Here is a 17,256-nt window from a genome sequence, read left to right as displayed (position 1 = left end):
AAAGAGTCCATTCACGACAACCCGGGCCCGGGACCGCTCAGAGACTCCGCGGAAATCCGATCAGCTCCCGACCCGCCTCCGCCGCGGCGGTCAGCACCAGATGCCGCAACCGCGCCAGCTCGCCCACCGACGCGCTCAGCACCCCCAGCGCGGCGACGACGCGCCCGTCCGGGGCGTGGATCGGGGCCGCCGCACAGGATCGCCCGGCCACCACCCCGGCCAGCACGTCCCGGGGCGGCGATCCGGCGTCACCGCCGAGCAGCACCTGGGCCGGTGGGGTCGGCGACGGCAGGACCGTGCCCGGCCGGACCACCGGGAGCCGGGCCGAGTGCCCGGCGAACGTCGCGACCACGAGGACCTCGGAACCGGAAAGCACGCAGACCACGACGTCGGTCCTCGACAGCTTGGCCAGCCGGATCGCGGGCCTGCCGACGGCGGCGCGGATCCAGGCGTGCACCCGGCCGCGCCCTTCGCACAGCCGGCCGAACATCGGCCCGACACCGTAGCCACGGATCCGGTGCTCGGCCGCGCCCATCCCGCACAGCTGCTCGAGCAGCCGGTGCGCGGTGGACTTGGGCAGCCCCGCCCGGCGGGCGACTTCGGTGAGCCCCAGTTCGGCTTCGGCGGCGGCCAGCACCTCCAGCAGCGCGAACGCGCCGGCCAGCACACTGCGACCAGGCGCCCGCTCGGCGTCCACCTCGGCCAGGCGCAGGTCAGGGCCTTCCGTGAGCATCCGTGCCTCCCGTACTGGGCCGAATGGCCCCGCCGGGGAGCACGTCGCACGACTTTGTCACGTCGTTACGACGCGAGGGTGATCAGCACCCCATCAGGCGTCAGGATTCCCACATCCGGGTGGCCAGCCGGAGGAAGTCGTGGCGGTCGCCGGCGCGCACCGCCGCGACGCGATCGGGGTAGACGTCGAGCACGCGGTCCATCCCGCTCAGCCGCAGCGCCCGCTCCACCTCCGAGTTGCCGCCGGTGACGACCCTGAGCGTGGTGCTCTCGGCGGCGGCGTGATCGGCCGCCGCGCACAGCACGCGGACGCCCGCCGCGCCGAGGAAACGCAGATCCGCCAGGTCCAGCACGATCACCTGCGGTGCCGGACGCGCGGCCAGCGCGGCGGCCACGGCCCGCACCACGATGAGCACCGTCCCGACGTCCAGCTCACCGGACAGGGCCAGCACCAAAGGCTCACCATGCGAACTCGACACCCGCAACCGTCCCGGCGGGAAACCGAACGACGCCACGCCAAAACCACTCCCCGTATGACCAGCAAGACAGGGACCTGCGGCTTCTGCTCAACCACCCCTCTCTTCGCCAGGCTAGTAGCCGTCATCGACTGATCACAAGCCGTTACCACGTTTGCCTGCCGTATTTCACCCTCGGACGACGGGGAAGTCCCCGGAGCGGCTGACTCCGGAGGGCCGGTTCCACACCCGGATGGCGGTCGTCGGAGGACACCAGCCGGCTTCGGGCCAGGGTTCGGCGGTCCACTGTGGAGGGTTACGCCGCCGGGGTCAGCGCCGGTGGTGGCGCACCGGTCCGGCGCGCAGGTCCGGCTCGGCCGGGGTGGCCCGGCCGGGGTGACGGCGCACCGGCACCGGGATGCCCCGGCCACGCCGCCGGTCGAACTCGGCGCGCCGGCGCGGGTCACGCAGCAGGTCGTAGGCCGCCACCACCGCGGCGAACCGGTCGCCGTCGCCGTCCGGGGCGTCGGGGTGCAGCTGCCGGACCCGGCGCCGGAAGGCGGCGGCGATCTCGCGGGCCGTCGCGGTCGTGGCGACGCCCAGCAGGGCGTACGGGTCGGGCTCGGACACGGTCTTCACCTCCTCGGGCCTCAGCGAGGGGCCCGCAACCGGGGCAGCACGGCCAGCCGGTCCAGCGCGGCGGCGACGCCGCGGTGGAGGGGCAGCACCTGCTCCAGCCGCAGGGCCGAGACCGGGCGCAGCACCGCGCGGTGCGCCGCGGCGATCGCGAACGGCACCCCGCGGGCGCGCGCTTCCGACGCCGCGGCCAGCAGTTCCGTGATCCCGCCCGCTCCGCAGAAGGTCACTCCCGTGAGGTCGAGGACCAGTGCCCGCGGCGCGAGGCCGATTTCTTCCTCCAGCCGGCTCCTGAGCCGACCGAGCACCGCCAGGTCGATCTCTCCGCGGACGGCCACCACGGTGGCTTCCGCCGTGGCGGTCACCACCATGGTCATCGCGGACGGAAGGTCGACGCGGAAGTGCGCGGCGGTGATCTGGTCGAGCACACGGCCTCCTCTTGGCGAGGTACGGCCGGGAAGCCGAGGCACCGGGGCCCGCTCCCCGGACCGCCTGCGGACGGACGCAGGGGGAACGAGTGGACGGCTGCCGGTTGAACCGCGATGCCCACACGGTACGCCCTCCGCGGTGGCCGGTGGCCACCGCTCCAGCGGCCGCCATCCGGATGCCCGGACGTCATGAACGACTCTTCGCGTCGTCGGACGCGGTGAACGAGTCGTTCATGACATTCGGGGAACCGGGGCCCCGCCGCCGGCCCCGCGCGCGTCTCGCCGGCCTCCCGCCGCAGGTGGCGCGAAGACCGGTCAGTGGCGCGCAGATCACGCGCTTCACCGGGGTACACGTACCGCGGTTCACTTCGGTTCACCACATTTCCGAACTATTTCTTCGGCCCTGTCCACTCTGGACAACGGGGCTCGCGCGAGTCACGATTACCGCCGTGCCCGCACCACTTTGATCCCCCGGAAGAATTGACCACCGGCCCGAAGATCGGGCATTGTTACCGCTAACAACCCACGGGTCGCAGAAGGAGGACTATCGCAAACCTGGCCACCCGGCCCACGGCGAGCCGCGGATCACTCCGACCGATCCGCGCCGGCCTCGACGGTCCGGGCTTCCCCGCGGCGAGCACAGGTCCGAGACCGACCCCCTTTCGCGACCGGCTTCGCCGCCGTTCCCGCTGACGCCAGGACAGCGGCTTCCTTTCTTCGTCCCCACCCGGCAGTACGCGCAACCGCGGCGGTCGATCCTGTCCGTTCGCGCTGCCTCAACCCTTCGGAGTTCCCTCATGCCCGGAAACACGGGAAGACACCGCATTTCCCGCCGAACCAAGATCGCGACCGGCGTCCTCGCGCTCGCCGTGGCCGCCGGCGGAATCGCCATCTCGACCACGTTCGGCGATCCCGGCAGTGCCAGCGCCGACGAAGCCGATCCGGCGCTCTACATCGACATCCTCAAGGTTGCCCCGAACAACGCGGAACCCGCGAACTCCCGCGGCGCGTCCACCGGCACCTTCACCGTGGACTGCGGCCGCAACGAGAACGGCCACTTCAACCCGGACAACTTCGTCGCCCAGCCCGGCATCCGCAACGGCGCCCAGCACCTGCACGACTACGTCGGCAACCTCTCGTCCAACGCGGACTCGAACAACAAGAGCCTCGACGCCGCGGGCACCACGTGCAAGAACGGCGACAAGTCCGCCTACTTCTGGCCGGTGGTGCGCATCGACACCGGCGAGGAAGAGAAGAACCCGCCGGCGAAGTCCCCCGACGGCGACCGCGACGAGGCGGCCCAGGCCGGCGCGACCCCGGTGATCGCCTGCCCGGACGTCGCCAGCAAGCTGCCCGACGTCCCCGACTCGGCCATGGCCGAGGTCAACCGCAACCTCGAACTGCTCGACACCCAGATCGACGAAGCGAACAAGCGGCTGATCAGCACCCAGGGCCAGGGCGGCCCCAACTTCGTCCAGAACGCCATCCTCGGCCCGCTCAAGGACAAGCGCGTCGCCACCATCGACCGCATGGCCATCGCCATCGGCCGCACCGCCGCCAAGCCACAGGGTCTCGGCGCCCTCGCCCCCTGCGCGCTCAAGGAGCAGGCCGGCACCGGCGGGAACCCCGCGAGCAACGGCGGTGGCGCCCCCGGCGGCGCGGCGGCCCAGCAGATCACCTGCCCGGACGTCGCCGGCAAGCTCCCCGCCGTCCCGGCCTCGGCGAAGGCCGAGGTGGACCGCAACCTCCAGCTGCTGAACACGCAGCTCCAGGAAGCGAACAAGCGGCTGGTCGACACCCAGGGCCAGGGCGGCCCCAACTTCGTCCAGAACGCCATCCTCGGCCCGCTCAAGGACAAGCGCGTCGCCACCATCGACCGCATGGCCATCGCCATCGGCCGCACCGCCGCCAAACCGCAGGGCCTCGACGCCCTCGCCCCCTGCACGCTCGGCGCGCAGGCCGGCAACGGCGGTAACGGGCAGAACAACGGCGGGGCCGCGCAGCCGCTGCCCGGACCGGACGCGAACAACGAACTGCCCGAGAACGACGGCGAGATCCAGCGCCCGGCGAAGGTCGGCATCACGTTCCACGGCAGCCCGGCGGGCCCGGTCACCGCGATGCCGAAGTTCCTCCGCGTCCTCACCGGCGACGCCAAGCCGTCGATCAACGGGACGAAGAACACCCGGGCGGCGTGGACCTGCACCGGGTTCGAAAACCGGCTGACCGACAAGTACCCGATCTGCCCCGAAGGCAGCAAGGTCGAACGGATCCACACCTTCCCGAGTTGCTGGGACGGCAAGAACACCGACAGCGCCAACCACCGCACGCACATCGTCTTCCCGGACAAGAACGGCCGGTGCGGCGCGGGCTTCAAGGCGGTGCCGCAGCTGCGGATCAGCCTCGTCTACGACATCCCGCACGACATCCAGGTCAAGAAGCAGTACAAAGTGGACTCGTTCCCCACGGAGAAACACAACCCGCTGTCCGACCACGACGACTTCGCCAACGTCATGTCGCAGAGCATCATGAACCAGCTCGTCAACTGCATCAACCGCAACAAGACGTGCAACGCCTGACCAGCTGACCGAACGCCGGAGAGCCGGCCCGTGGGCAACCGCGGGCCGGCTCTTCGGCGTGCGGCGAATTCGTCGAAGTCGCTGTTCGGCGCCCGAATCAGCGGGACCACCGCCGCGGATGTCGAACTCGTCGATTCCGGTAACGGTTGCGTGCAAGCAGTCGCCGCGGCCCCCCGGTCGTCTGCTAGAAACTGGACATCGGCGAGCGCAGGGGTACTGGTGGCTTTCGAGGAACAGCTCGTGAACGGGCGGTACCGGCTCCTGGGCCACATCGGCCGCGGCGCGACGAGCCTGGTGTGGCAGGCCAGGGACGAGCGGCTGGACCGCCTGGTGGCGGTCAAGCAGTTCCCGCGGGAGACCACCGCCGGCCCGGCCACGGCCGGCGACACCGGCGAACGGGCCGTCCGCGAGGCACGGCTGGCTTCCCGGCTGAGACACCCGCACGCCATCACGGTGCACGACGTGTTCGAAGACGCCGGATCGATGTACCTGGTCATGGAGTACGTGCCCGCGCGGTCGCTGAGCGATCTCCTCGTCGAACGGGGACCGCTGCCGGTGCGCGACGTCGCCCGGCTCGGGCGGCAGGTCGGCGAGGCGCTGGCCACCGCGCACGCGGACTGGATCCTCCACCACGACGTCACGCCGGACAACGTGCTGGTCACCGACGACGGCACCGCGAGGATCACGGACTTCGGGGTGTCGCGCGCGCTCGGCGAGCAGCCCGCTCCCGGTGAGGACGTCCTCGTCGGCACCCTCCCCTACCTGGCCCCGGAGATCGCCCAGGGCGGCGAGGGCGGCCTCCCGTCCGACGTGTACTCGCTCGGCGCCACGCTCTACACCGCACTCGAGGGCGCGCCGCCGTTCGGCACCAGCGGCGACCCGATCACGCTGCTGCGGCGGATCACCGAGAACCAGCTCACCCCGCCGTCCCACGGCGGCCCGCTCGCCGACGTGCTGGTGCGGATGCTCGAGCGCGATCCCGCCGCGCGGCCGTCGATGCCGGAGGCGGTGGACCTGCTGGCCGCGGTGGAGCACCCCGCGGCCGGGACGGCCGCCGCGGTGGTCCCCCGGCGGCCGGGAAGGCCACGCCGCGTCGCCGTGAGCGCCGCCGTGGTGTGCTTGACCTCCGCGGGCGTGGCGGCCGGCCTCGTTCTCAGGGACCGGGCCGAGACCACCGCGGCCCCCAGCGAGTATCCCCGGACGACGGTGACCACCAGTCACACCGTCCGCGACACCACCACGGCGCCAGCACCCGTGCCACCACCGGCGCGCGCACCCGGCGCGCCCGTCCTCCCGTACCGCGCCGGGTGCGCCGCGCGGTACGAGCTGACGAACTCCTGGCCCGGGGGCGCCCAGGCGCGGGTGACCGTCCACAACGAGGGGCCGGCGCGGCTCACCGGCTGGACGGTGACGTGGGAACTGCCCGGCGGGACCGGCATCCGGGACCTCTGGAACGGCACGCTCACCCGGGCCGGATCGACGGTGACCGTCACCGACGCGGGCTGGAACGCCGTGCTCGAACCGGACGCGTCGGTCTCGTTCGGGCTGAACCAGGACGGCACGGGCGAACCCGGTATTCCGGTGCTCGGCTGCCGGTCGAACTGATCGATCGGGACACCGCTATCGGTTCGACACAACCGGATCGGCCGGCTGGTGCGGACCGGCGCCACCTCGGTGATCGCGAGCGCCGAGTGGAATGGGGTGCTGAAGCCCGGCGAATCGACCCCGTTCGGTTTCATCGCCCTGGCCCGCGGCGGCGACCGCGGCATGGCGGTGACCGACTGCCACGCCGGGGAATGAACTGGTCCAGGCACTCTTCGACGACCCGACGAAGGTGGCTTGACCAGCGTCATTGCCCAGCATTATGGTCAACTTCCCCACCGAGTGTTAGCGCTAACTCCCAGCCGGACAACGACCGGACAATGCCTGCGAGAAAGCCCTCGAAAATGACGAATTTCCGCGACGTGGCGGACGAGCCGTCCGAAGCCGGCCGCGGTGTGGTGACGATCGCCGACGTGGCGCACGCCGCCGGCGTCTCGGCGAGCACCGTGTCCTACGTGATCACCGGGAAACGGACGATCTCGCCGGCGACGAGGCGGCGGGTCGAGGAGAGCATCCGCGCGCTCGGGTACCGGCGCCGCACCGGCTCACCCGCCCCGGCCCGCGCCGGCGTGCTGGCGGTGGCGGCGCCCCTGCCCCGCGAAGGGCTACTGGGCATGGAAATGGAGTTCTTCTCCGCGGCCGCGGAAGCCGCCCGCGAACTCGGCTTCGACCTGTTGCTGGTCACCGACGACGAAGGCACTGCTGGCCTGCACCGGGTGACGTCGGCCGCGCTGGCCGACGCGGTGATCGTGCTGGACGCCGGGGACGACGACCCGCGAGTGCCCCTCCTGCTCGCCTCGGGCCGGCCCGCCGTGCTGGTCGGCGCACCCGGACGGCACCGCGGCCTGTCGTCGGTGACCCTCGACTTCGCGCCGGCCGGCCGGGCGTGCGTCACCCACCTCGCCGACCTCGGCCACCGGTCGATCGCCCACCTTGTCCCCGCCTCGCCGCCCGGCCGCCGGCTCCGCTACCTGAAGGGCTTCGCCGAGGACTTCCGGCGCGCCGCCACCCGCCAAGGCGTGCGGGCGGTTTCCCGGCCGTGCGCGCCCACGCCCGAAGACGTCACGCACTGCCTGGACGAGCTGCTCACCACCGGCGGGCCGACCGGGCTGGTCGTCCACGACGAAGCGGCACTCGCCCCGGTCATGACGACCCTCCGGCACCGGGGGCTGCGGGTGCCCGGCGACGTCTCCGTCGTGGCCGTGTGCTCGGCCGCCGTGGCGGGGCAACAGCGGATCCGGCCCACCGCGGTGGTGATCCCGGCACGCGAGCTGGGCGCGCTGGCCGTCAAGCGGGCCGTGCGCCAGCTCGACGGCGCACCGGGGACCGAGCCGTTTTCGGTCACCCCTCGGCTCGTCGCCGGCGAAAGCACCGCGGCCGCGGCCCGGTCGTGAAACGTCCGATCGACCCGGACACGTTCACGGAAGGACGACCCGCAAACGCCCCAATGTGGCGTTGGGTGCGTCCAACGCACCCAATGTGGCGTTCGGTGCATCCAACGCACCCAATGTGGCGTTCGGTGCATCCAACGCACCCAACGCCACATTGGGGCGCATCCGGCCCCGCTCGAGAGGCTCAGGCCGGGGCGCTCCCGCAGGATTCACGCACGACGAGCGTCGGCCACAGCTGGAGGCGGTGCACGGGCCGCTCGGTCGTGTCGGCGAGGCGGGCCAGCGCGAGCTCCGCGGCCACCACGCCGAGCCGGTGCTTCTGCGGGCACACCGCGGTCAGCGGCGGATCGGACGCCGCCGCGACCTCGTCGTCGTAGGTGACCACCGCCAGCTCGCCGGGCACCGCGACGCCGCCGTCGCGGGCCCGTTCGATCAGGCCGATCGCCTCGCGGTCGGAGTGCACGAGCAGGGCACCGACCCCGGCCCGGCGGCAGCGCTCCAGCAGGGCGTCGTACTCCCCCGCCCAGCCCGGCGAGCCGTAGACCGGGACGTCGAGGTCCAGCGCCGCGCCGGGGTCCAGCCCCAGCGACTCGGTCGCCTCCCGCCAGCCGGTGCGCAGCGCGCGGCTGGTCGGGCTGGACCGGGCCGTGACGAGGCCGACCCCGCGGTGCCCCAAGGAGACCAGGTGACGCACGGCCAGGCCCGCGCCGAGGGCGTGCGCCGTCGTGGCGGCGTCCAGGGCCAGGGTCGGCAGCTCCGGCGGCGGCAGGCGTTCGACGAGGACCACGGGCACGGCGAGCGAACCCAGCCAGCGCAGCAGTTCGAGCGCGCCCCGCCCGCTGGTCGCCGGGGCGACCAGCAGCGTCTGCACGCCGCGCTCGAGCAGCTTGGTGACCTGACGGCGGTCCTCCGCCGCGTCGTAGCTGGACGCCCGCAGGACCAGCCGGCCGCCGGCCGCGGCCACGGTGGCCTGCGCGCCCTGGATCACCGGCGGCCAGTAGTACTCCACCGACGGCGCGACCATGCCGACCAGCGCGCCGGGGACGGCCGGGCCGAACGCCGACGGGGCGCGGCCGGGCTCCGGCTGGCCACCACGCGGCCGAGTCAGCGTGACGCCGCCGTGCACCCGCGTCAGCAGGCCGCGGTCGGCCAGCTCGGTGACGTCCCGCCGCACGGTGACCGAGGTGACGCCGAGCCGGTCCACGAGTTCGGCGAGCCGGACCGCGCCGTGCTCGCGCACCAGCGAAAGGATGATCTGGTGCCGTTCCGACGCGAGCATCACCGGACCTGCTCCAACCGGACCGCGGCCGGGCCGCCGGCCACCAGCAGGGTGAGCCGGGTCAGGTGGTCACCCCACGCGGCCCGCAGCAGCGGGTCGTCCAGCGGCCTTCGTTCGAGCTCCGGGGTGGCGGACCGGGCGTCCCAGCTCAGCCGCAGGACCCGCGATCCACTGTGGACGACGAACGCTTCGCCGTCGCCCAGCTCGACTTCCCCCGCCAGGACGTGCCGGAGCCGGAACGGACGGGAAGACCCTTCGTCCGCCACCAGGACGTGGGCGGCGGCGTCCCCGGTGGCGCGGACCAGCCGCACCGTCCGGATCCAGCGAGGCGGCCCGGCCGGGTAGGCGCCGGCCAGGTCCGCCGAAAAGCACGCCGCGGCCGCCGCGAGGTCCACCCGGACGTCCCGCGCGCCATGGGTTTCCCCCGGTTCCTGCTGAGTGCCCGGCTCGGGGACGTTGTGCCATTCGCCGCGCAGGGGCCACGCCCGGTACCGGTCCGGCCCGAAACTGGCGGCGGTGTAGGTCGGCTGGCCGACGTCCACCACGACGGGCACGCCGTCGACCCCGACCCAGTACGAACCGACGTCGAGGTGGTTGTGCCGCTCCCCGTTGTGCCCGGCCTTGACCGCCACGGTCAGCCCGCGCGGCGTGCCGGCCGTCTCCCGGGCCACGAGCACCTGGACCCGCGGCAGCCATTCCTCGCGGGAGAACCAGGTGCCGGCCGGTTCCGCCGCCACCGCCCGCCGCCAGCGCGGGTCGGCCAGCCCGGTCAGCGCGCGGCCGAGCCCGGCCGACGGCCACACGAGCCGGCCGCCCGCCCGCGCCCGGCTCACCGCGAAGGCGCGGACTTCGGCGTCGCCGAGCCGTTCGCCCCACCGGTGCAGCACGTGCCACGGCTGCGCCGGCGACAGGCGAGCCGGGCCGTCCCCGGCGTTGACGTACGCGTCGCCGCCCAGGTGCATCCGGTGCGGGAAGCGGATCAGCGGGGCCAGCACGGGAAGATCCCGGATGTCGGGGCCACCCGCGCCGGCCAGGAGGTCGAGCGTCTCCAGCAGCCGGCAGGCGCCGTGCCACCAGTAGGCGACACCCTCGTCGACGCCGCCGTCGTCGGGCAGGACGGCGAGGTAGTGGCCCAGCCCTTCGACGACCAGGTCGACCAGCCGCCGTCGCCGCTCGTCCGCCACGAGCAGGAGCGCGGCCGTGAGGACGCCGCTGTGGATCCACGGGTTCCAGTTGTGCGCGTCGCCGTCCAGGCCGAGCCAGTGCCAGTCCCGGATCCGCTCGAACGGCGTCAGGACGCGGATCTCGACCTCGCGCCGCAGGCGTCGGCGCAGCCCCGGCGCCCGGAGGTCGAGGTGCGGGCCCAGGACGTGGTCGGCCCAGGCGAACAGGGACGCGACCTCGGCCGCGCCCAAGTCGAGGAACGGGTCATCGGGGTCGGCCAGCACCTCCCCGCGCCGGGTGGCGTGCCGGTCGTGGGGCGCCCAGCACCACGTCGTCGCCTCGGCCAGCGCGACCAGCCCGTCGATCGCGCCGTCCAGGAACGGCACCGGCTCCGGCGGCACCTCACCGGTGAGGACCGCGGCCAGGACCAGCGACGTCACGCGCTCGCGAAGTTCGCGGGCGGCGTCTTCGTAGTCCGTCCGCACGCCGTCGCGGAACGTCCTCGCCCACGCCGTCGCCGTCAGGACCGGCGCCGGGCGCGCGAGCACGGCCGAGGCCTCGGCCAGCAGGACAGCCTCGTCGACGGCGTCCCAGACCGCCCGGTCCCGGACGTCCGGGACCGGCACCGGAGCACGCACGGCCACGCGCTCCTCCTTTCGCTTCTGTTCGTTTCTGATCGCTTCTGCCGCAAATTGTTGACTCGAACTATGGCACAAGCTGAAAGTGGCAGCCATCACTTCGACGGAGGAAGCAATGACGCTTCGGGGATCGGCGGGCCTGCCCCGCCGGACGTTCCTGACCGCCTCGGCCGGGCTCGCGGCCGCCGGACTGCTCGGCGGGTGCGGGTCCTCGACGACCACGGCCTCCGGGGCCACCCGCGTGCGCGTCTGGTCCTGGCTGACCGGCATGGACAAGTACATCGCCGCGTTCAACGCCGCGCACCCGGACATCTCGGTGGAGCTCAACGTGATCGCGTCCGGTCTCAAGGGCGGCTACGCCCAGCAGACCAACGCGCTGCGCGCCCACAACGCCCCGGACATCCTGCACGCCGAGTACCAGGGGCTGCCGCAGCTGCTCACCACGGGCGGGCTGCGCGACCTCACCGCGGACGTGGCGGACCTGGAGCGCGGCTACTCCCCCGCGGCCTGGCAGGGCGTCCGGCCCGGCGGGCGCACCTGGGCCGTGCCGATGGACCTCGCGCCGATGGTGCTCTACTACCGCAAGGACCTGTTCGACCGGCACGGGATCGCGGTGCCGCGCACGTGGGACGAGTTCCGCACCGCCGCGCAGGCCGTGCGGAAGGCGGACCCGGCCGCGCGCCTGACGACGTTCCCGCTCAACGACGGCTCCTTCTTCGCCGGGATGTGCTGGCAGGCGGGCGAACCGTGGTGGCGGGTCGACGGCGGCGCCTGGCGCGTGGACATCGACGGCGCGGGCACCCTGCGCACCGCGGACTTCTGGCAGGGCATGATCCGCGACGGCCTGGTCGCCACGGCGCCGACCGGCGACCAGGACTGGATCGGCGCGATGCACCAGGGCCGGCTGTGGGGCCTGCTCGGCGCTTCCTGGAGCGTCGGCACCCTCAACAAGTCCATCCCGCAGGACAAGGGCCGGTGGGCGGTCACCACCATGCCGACCTGGGACGGCGTGCCGGCCAACGGCGTGCAGGGCGGCAGCGCGTTCGCCGTCTCGGCCGAAAGCAAGGTGCCCGAAGCGGCCGTGAAGTTTCTGCGCTGGCTGAGCACCGACCCGGCCGTCGCGAAGATCGGCACGACGTTCACCACGCCCTTCCCCGGCTACCTGCCGAGCCGGGACGTCGCCAGGAAGGCGTACAAGGGTGGGTTCTTCCTCGGCACCCCGGTGTACGACGTGCTCGACGAAGCCGCCCGCCGCGTCCCGGACTGGACGTGGGGCCCCAACGCCCTGCGGATCTTCTCCACCGTCGTCGACCGGATGAGCGGGGTGAAGACGGGCGGCGCGACCCTGGCCACCGCCGTCCGGCAGACGCAAGCCGACGCCGTCGCCGCGCTCCGCGAACGGGGATTGACCGTGCTGGAAGGAAAAGCCTGATGACCGTCCTCACCCCCGAGCGAGCCGCGAGCGTCCCGGCGCCCGCCGGCCGCGCCGGAGCCCCGGTTCGCGGCCGGCGGGGCCGCGGCGGCGCAGGCCTCGCGCTGGCCACGCCGTTCGCGATCCTGCTGACCGTCACGGTGCTCGTCCCGATCGGGTACGCGCTCTACCTCAGCCTGTTCACCGACCGGTTGTCCGGCCTGGGTTTCTCCGGCCCTCGGCAGGCGTTCGTCGCGCTCGGCAACTACGTCGACGTCCTCACCGACAGCGCGTTCCACGCCAGCCTGGGCAATGTGGCCCTGTTCGTGCTGGTCCACATCCCGATCATGCTCGGCCTGGCGCTCGGCCTCGCCCTGCTGATCGACTCCGCCGTCGTGCGGCTCAAGCGAGTGTGGTCCCTGGCGGTCTTCCTGCCCTACGCGGTCCCGACCGTGATCACCGGGCTCATCTGGGCCTACCTCTACAGCCCCAATTCCGGGCTGACCGCGCTCCTGCCGTTCGACCCGCTGGGCAAGACCGGCATCCTGCCCTCGATCGTGAACATCGCGACCTGGCAGTGGGTCGGCTACAACATGATCATCTTCTACACCGCGCTGCAGGCGGTGCCCCGCGACGTCCTCGAAGCCGCGCGTGCCGACGGCGCGGGCGGCATCCGGACGGCGTGGTCCATCAAGGTCCCGATGATCCGGCCGACGATGTTCGTCGCCTTGGTGTTCACCGTCATCGGCTCCCTGCAGCTGTTCACCGAACCCCTGGTGCTGCGCGGGTTCACCGGTTCGGTGACGAGCACCTGGTCCCCGAGTCTCTACGTGTACGAAGCCGCGTTCATCGCCAACGACTACGGCCGCGCCGCCGCCGCGTCCGTGCTGCTGGCCCTCGTTTCCGCCCTGCTCTCGGCGCTGGTCATGCGCCTGTCCGCCCGGAGGTCCCGGTGACCCTGTCCCCACCCGCCGCGACATCAGGTTCGCGGTGGACGTCACGCACGGTCGTGCACGTCCTGCTGGTGCTGGCTTCGCTGTACGCGGTCCTGCCGCTGATCTGGCTGGTCACCTCGGCCACCAAGTCCGTCGGCGACTTCTCCACGACCGGCGCGTTCGAGTTCGGGCAGTGGAACCTCGGCGCGAACCTCGGCGCCCTGTTCACCCAGGAGAACGGCGTCTTCCTCGCCTGGATCCGCAATTCGCTGCTCTACGCCGGCCTCGGCGCGGTGCTCGGCTCGTTCATCTGCGCGGCCTGCGGGTACGCGATCGCGAAGCTCGACTTCCCGGGCCGGCGCGCGCTGTTCGCGGTGACGCTGGCCGGCGTCCTCGTGCCGACCACGGCGCTGGCCCTGCCGCTGTACCTGCTGGCCTCCCAGCTCCACGTGGTCGGGACGTTCTGGGCAGTGTTCATCCCCTTGCTGACCAACCCCTTCGGCGTCTACCTCGCCCGCGTCTACGCCGAGGCCGCGGTGCCCGGCGAAGTCCTCGAAGCCGCCAGGACCGACGGCGCGGGCGAACTGCGGACGTTCTTCACCATCGCGCTGCCGATGATGCGGCCCGGCCTGGTGACGATCTTCCTGTTCCAGTTCGTGGGGATCTGGAACAACTTCTTCCTCCCGCTGGTGATGCTCACCGACCCGAAGCTGTTCCCGATGAGCCTCGGCCTGTACCAGTGGAGCACGCGCGTCACCCAGTTCCCGCAGTACAACCCGCTCGTCATCACCGGCTCCCTGCTGGCCGTGGTGCCGCTGGTCGTCGCGTTCGTCCTGCTGCACCGGCAATGGCGGTCCGGGCTGGCCGCGGGCAGCGTCAAATGACCCGTCGGCCGGAGACCCTGCTGGTGATGGCGCGCGACACGATGCGGCTGCAGTTCGGCGAAGCGGAACTGGCCCGGCTGCGCGCCACCGCCCGGCTGGGCGAGCCGCTGACCACCGACGAGCTCGCCTCGCCACCGGTGCGGGCACGGCTGGCGGAGGCGGAGGTGCTGATCACGTCGTGGGGCTGTCCCCCGCTCGACGCGGCGGTGCTGCGTGCCGCGCCGAAACTGCGGGCCGTGCTGCACGCCGCCGGCAGCGTCCGCGACCACGTCGGCGGCGCGGTGTTCGACCGTGGCCTGCTGGTCACCACCGCCGCCGGGGCCAACGCCGAACCGGTCGCCCAGTACACCCTCGGCGCGATCCTGTGGGCCTTCAAGAAGGTCCCGTTCCTGGCCGCCGACGCCCGGACGTTCCGGGAGGACTGGCACTACCGCGAACAACGCGGCGAACTGTCCGGCCGGGACCGCACGGTCGTGCTGGTCGGCTTCTCCCGCGTCGGACGGCGGGTCGCCGAACTGCTGCGGCTGACGAACCTGGCCCGGGTGCTCGTTGTCGACCCCGTGGTGGACCACGCGCAGATCCGGGCCGCCGGCGCCGAGCCCGCGGAGCTCGCCGAAGCGCTGCCCCGGGCCGACGTGCTGAGCCTGCACGCGCCGTCGCTGCCGGAAACGCGGCACATGATCGGGGCCGCCGAACTGGCGGCGCTGCCGCCCGGCGCCGTCCTGGTCAACACGGCCCGCGGCGCCCTCGTCGACACGACGGCGCTGGAACACGCCTGCGCGACCGACGGGCTGCACGCCGTGCTCGACGTCACCGAGCCGGAGCCGCTGCCGTCGGGCTCTCCGCTCTACGAGCTGCCCAACGTGGTCCTGACCCCCCACATCGCGGGTTCGCTCGGGTCCGAGACCCGGCGCATGAGCGCCGCGGCGCTGGACGAGCTGGAGCGGTACGCCGCCGGTCGCCCGCCGCACGCCCCGGTCACCCGGCAGGCGCTGACGGTGCAGGCATGAGCGTGCTTTCCCCGTACACCGGCTGGACGCGCGAACGGTGGGCGGCGCTCGCGGACGGCATGCTCGGCGCGGTCGCCCGGTACCGGTCGCCCGGCGGCGCCCGGATCGACCTGCCCGGCCCGGCCAGCCGCAACGGCCGCGCGTCCGACGGGCTGGAAGGCTTCGCCCGCACCTTCCTGCTGGCCGGATTCCGCGTCGCCGGGGCGGGCGGCGCGGACCCCGGCGGCTTCCTCGAGCACTACGCGCGCGGGCTGGCCGCCGGCACCGATCCGGCGTCGGCGGAGGCGTGGCCCCGCCCCCGCGAGCTCGACCAGTCCAAAGTGGAGGCCGCGTCGATCGCGCTGGTGCTCCAGCTGACCCGCCCGTGGCTGTGGGACAAGCTCGACGATCGCGTCCGGGACCGGACCGTCGCGTGGCTGGCGGAGGTGATCGGGCAGCCCTACCCGCCGATCAACTGGGTGTGGTTCCGGATCGTCGTCGAGTCGTTCCTGCGCGAGTCCGGTGGCCCGTGGTCGGCCGCGGACATCGAGCAGGACCTCGCCGTGCACGCCTCGCTGCGGCGGCCGGGAGGCTGGCTCAGCGACGGCCAGGAACGCGCCTACGACCACTACACCGGCTGGGCCCTGCACCTGTACCCGCTGCTGTGGACGCACTTGTTCGACGTCACCGGCACCCTGTGCCCGGCGGAGGTGCGGGATCAGTGGGCCGCCGACCTCCGGGAGTACCTCGACGACGCGGTGCGGCTGGTGGGCGTCGACGGTGCGCCCCTGCTCCAGGGCCGCAGCCTCGTCTACCGGTTCGCCGCCGCCGCGCCGTTCTGGGTCGGCGCGCTCACCGGGGCTTCCGGGCTGGCGCCGGGCCTGACGCGGCGGGTGGCCAGCGGGATGGTGCGGCACTTCGCCGACCGGGGCGCGCCCGGGCCGGACGGGTTGCTGAACCTCGGCTGGCACGGCGGCTGGCCGTCGATGCGCCAGGCGTACTCCGGGCCCGGCTCCCCGTACTGGGCGACCAAGGGCATGCTGGGGCTGGCCCTGCCCGCGGACCATCCCGTGTGGACGGACGAAGAGCGGCCGCTCCCGGTGGAGACCGCGGACATCGCCCGCATCGTCCGCGCGCCCGGCTGGCTGGTCTCGGCGCGGCGGCGCGACGGCTTCGTCAAGGTCCTCAACCACGGGACGGACCACGCCGAACCCGGTGACCTCCGCGCGGATTCGCCGCTCTACGCCCGGCTCGGCTATTCCACCGCCACGGTCCCGCCGCTCACCGGACCTTCCGTGGCGGACCCGGTGGGCAACACCGTGGCCGTGCTCGACGCGGCCGGGCGGTCGAGCCACCGCGCGGGGTTCGAGACCTGTTACGTGACCGAACTGCCGGACGGCGTGCTGGCCGCGGCGTCGCAGGGCGAAGTCCGCTGGGTCGACACCGCCGGCGACGACTCGCCGGACCACGGCTCCGGACGCACCGGCCCGGTGGTGCCCGGACCGGTGCTCACCGTGGTGTCCGTCGTCCGCCACGGCGTCGAGGTCCGGCTCGCCCGGCTCGACGCCGCGGCCGGGCCGTTCCAGTCCGGCGAAGCGCTGCAGCTGAGCGGATGGCCGGTCGCGGACGACGCCCGCCCGGTGGCACGGGCCGGCCCCGGGCCGTCCGCCACCGCACGGACCCCCGCGTTGCGGTCGGCACTGCGGAACCTCCGCGGCTTCACCGCGGCGGACGTGACGGTCGAGCACGGCACCTCGCCGCTGGGGGCGTGGACCGCGACCCCCGTCCTCTCCACCGGCTTAACCGGCGACCGCCCGGCGTTCGGGGAGGTGGTCGCGGCCGTCGTCGTCCTGGACCGCGACGGCCCCGACGAGCCCGACCCGGCTCTGACGCTGACCGCGGACGGAGAAGGTGGCCACCGCGCGGCTTTGACGTGGCCGGACGGCATCCGCGCCGAAGTTTCCCTCCCCGCCGGCCCCCGGCGCGACCATGCAGCCCGCGTTTTGTCGGTCCTGCGCCGAATGTCCTATTGACCTCCTGCCGCTCGTGGCGTTCCATTTTGTTGAGTTATGACCGGATCATGTCGGAACATGGAGGTTCTGCCCGTACGCCTGCGCGCTCTTGGTGCGGTTTTGT

General features: G+C 73.1%; 15 protein-coding genes. 9 read left to right on the top strand and 6 right to left on the bottom strand.

Features of this window, described 5'->3' with window-relative positions:
* Window positions 1–37 precede the first annotated feature (37 nt).
* From AB0M82_RS24465 to AB0M82_RS24450, 4 genes are all read right to left on the bottom strand, one after another.
* Complete coding sequence (locus tag AB0M82_RS24465; protein ID WP_364725943.1) at window positions 38–733, bottom strand: helix-turn-helix domain-containing protein; 696 nt, start codon at window positions 731–733, stop codon at window positions 38–40.
* Between the two features lie 100 nt (window positions 734–833).
* The gene (locus tag AB0M82_RS24460; RefSeq protein WP_364726116.1) at window positions 834–1,211 is read right to left on the bottom strand and encodes an STAS domain-containing protein; all 378 of its coding nucleotides are present in this window, start codon (window positions 1,209–1,211) and stop codon (window positions 834–836) included.
* Between the two features lie 306 nt (window positions 1,212–1,517).
* Window positions 1,518–1,817 carry a J domain-containing protein gene (locus AB0M82_RS24455; RefSeq protein WP_364725940.1) on the bottom strand — a complete coding sequence of 100 codons (300 nt, stop codon included), beginning with the start codon at window positions 1,815–1,817 and terminating at the stop codon, window positions 1,518–1,520.
* A gap of 20 nt (window positions 1,818–1,837) precedes the next feature.
* Window positions 1,838–2,251, bottom strand: coding sequence for an STAS domain-containing protein (locus tag AB0M82_RS24450; protein ID WP_364725937.1), 414 nt, complete (start codon window positions 2,249–2,251; stop codon window positions 1,838–1,840).
* A gap of 797 nt (window positions 2,252–3,048) precedes the next feature.
* Between AB0M82_RS24450 and AB0M82_RS24445 the strand changes: the two genes are divergently transcribed.
* The 4 genes from AB0M82_RS24445 (at window position 3,049) to AB0M82_RS24430 (ending at window position 7,823) form a co-directional block, all read left to right on the top strand.
* Complete coding sequence (locus AB0M82_RS24445) at window positions 3,049–4,827, top strand: DUF1996 domain-containing protein (RefSeq protein WP_364725934.1); 1,779 nt, start codon at window positions 3,049–3,051, stop codon at window positions 4,825–4,827.
* 219 nt (window positions 4,828–5,046) lie between these two features.
* Window positions 5,047–6,432 (top strand): protein kinase, encoded by a 1,386-nt coding sequence (locus AB0M82_RS24440; RefSeq protein WP_364725931.1) that lies wholly within the window; start codon window positions 5,047–5,049, stop codon window positions 6,430–6,432.
* 48 nt (window positions 6,433–6,480) lie between these two features.
* Entirely contained in the window at window positions 6,481–6,627 is a 147-nt protein-coding gene (locus tag AB0M82_RS24435) for a hypothetical protein (RefSeq protein ID WP_364725929.1), read from the top strand.
* A 146-nt stretch (window positions 6,628–6,773) separates the two neighbouring features.
* Window positions 6,774–7,823 (top strand): LacI family DNA-binding transcriptional regulator, encoded by a 1,050-nt coding sequence (locus tag AB0M82_RS24430; RefSeq protein WP_364725927.1) that lies wholly within the window; start codon window positions 6,774–6,776, stop codon window positions 7,821–7,823.
* A gap of 181 nt (window positions 7,824–8,004) precedes the next feature.
* On the opposite strand, the gene AB0M82_RS24425 is transcribed toward AB0M82_RS24430, so the two are convergent.
* Window positions 8,005–9,099 (bottom strand): substrate-binding domain-containing protein, encoded by a 1,095-nt coding sequence (locus tag AB0M82_RS24425; RefSeq protein WP_364725924.1) that lies wholly within the window; start codon window positions 9,097–9,099, stop codon window positions 8,005–8,007.
* Window positions 9,099–10,907, bottom strand: coding sequence for a heparinase (locus AB0M82_RS24420; protein WP_364725921.1), 1,809 nt, complete (start codon window positions 10,905–10,907; stop codon window positions 9,099–9,101). The genes AB0M82_RS24425 and AB0M82_RS24420 overlap by 1 nt, the downstream gene beginning before the upstream one ends.
* 109 nt (window positions 10,908–11,016) lie before the next feature.
* On the opposite strand from AB0M82_RS24420, the gene AB0M82_RS24415 reads away from it, so the two are divergent.
* The 5 genes from AB0M82_RS24415 to AB0M82_RS24395 are packed head-to-tail and all read left to right on the top strand — an operon-like array spanning window position 11,017 to window position 17,153.
* Window positions 11,017–12,333, top strand: coding sequence for a sugar ABC transporter substrate-binding protein (locus AB0M82_RS24415; protein ID WP_364725918.1), 1,317 nt, complete (start codon window positions 11,017–11,019; stop codon window positions 12,331–12,333).
* Window positions 12,333–13,268 carry a sugar ABC transporter permease gene (locus tag AB0M82_RS24410; protein ID WP_364725915.1) on the top strand — a complete coding sequence of 312 codons (936 nt, stop codon included), beginning with the start codon at window positions 12,333–12,335 and terminating at the stop codon, window positions 13,266–13,268. The genes AB0M82_RS24415 and AB0M82_RS24410 overlap by 1 nt, the downstream gene beginning before the upstream one ends.
* A gap of 53 nt (window positions 13,269–13,321) precedes the next feature.
* On the top strand, window positions 13,322–14,131 hold the full coding sequence (locus AB0M82_RS24405; RefSeq protein WP_364726113.1) for a carbohydrate ABC transporter permease: 810 nt from the start codon (window positions 13,322–13,324) through the stop codon (window positions 14,129–14,131).
* Window positions 14,128–15,141, top strand: a complete 1,014-nt coding sequence (locus AB0M82_RS24400) for a hydroxyacid dehydrogenase (protein ID WP_364725912.1) — start codon at window positions 14,128–14,130, stop codon at window positions 15,139–15,141. The genes AB0M82_RS24405 and AB0M82_RS24400 overlap by 4 nt, the downstream gene beginning before the upstream one ends.
* The gene (locus AB0M82_RS24395) at window positions 15,138–17,153 is read left to right on the top strand and encodes a DUF2264 domain-containing protein (protein WP_364725909.1); all 2,016 of its coding nucleotides are present in this window, start codon (window positions 15,138–15,140) and stop codon (window positions 17,151–17,153) included. The genes AB0M82_RS24400 and AB0M82_RS24395 overlap by 4 nt, the downstream gene beginning before the upstream one ends.
* Window positions 17,154–17,256: the final 103 nt, after the last annotated feature.

The organism is Amycolatopsis sp. NPDC051128 (genome assembly GCF_040682715.1).
Classification (GTDB): domain Bacteria; phylum Actinomycetota; class Actinomycetes; order Mycobacteriales; family Pseudonocardiaceae; genus Amycolatopsis.
The sequence above is the reverse complement of the archived record's forward strand: the minus strand, read 5'-3'. Positions and strand labels throughout refer to the sequence as shown.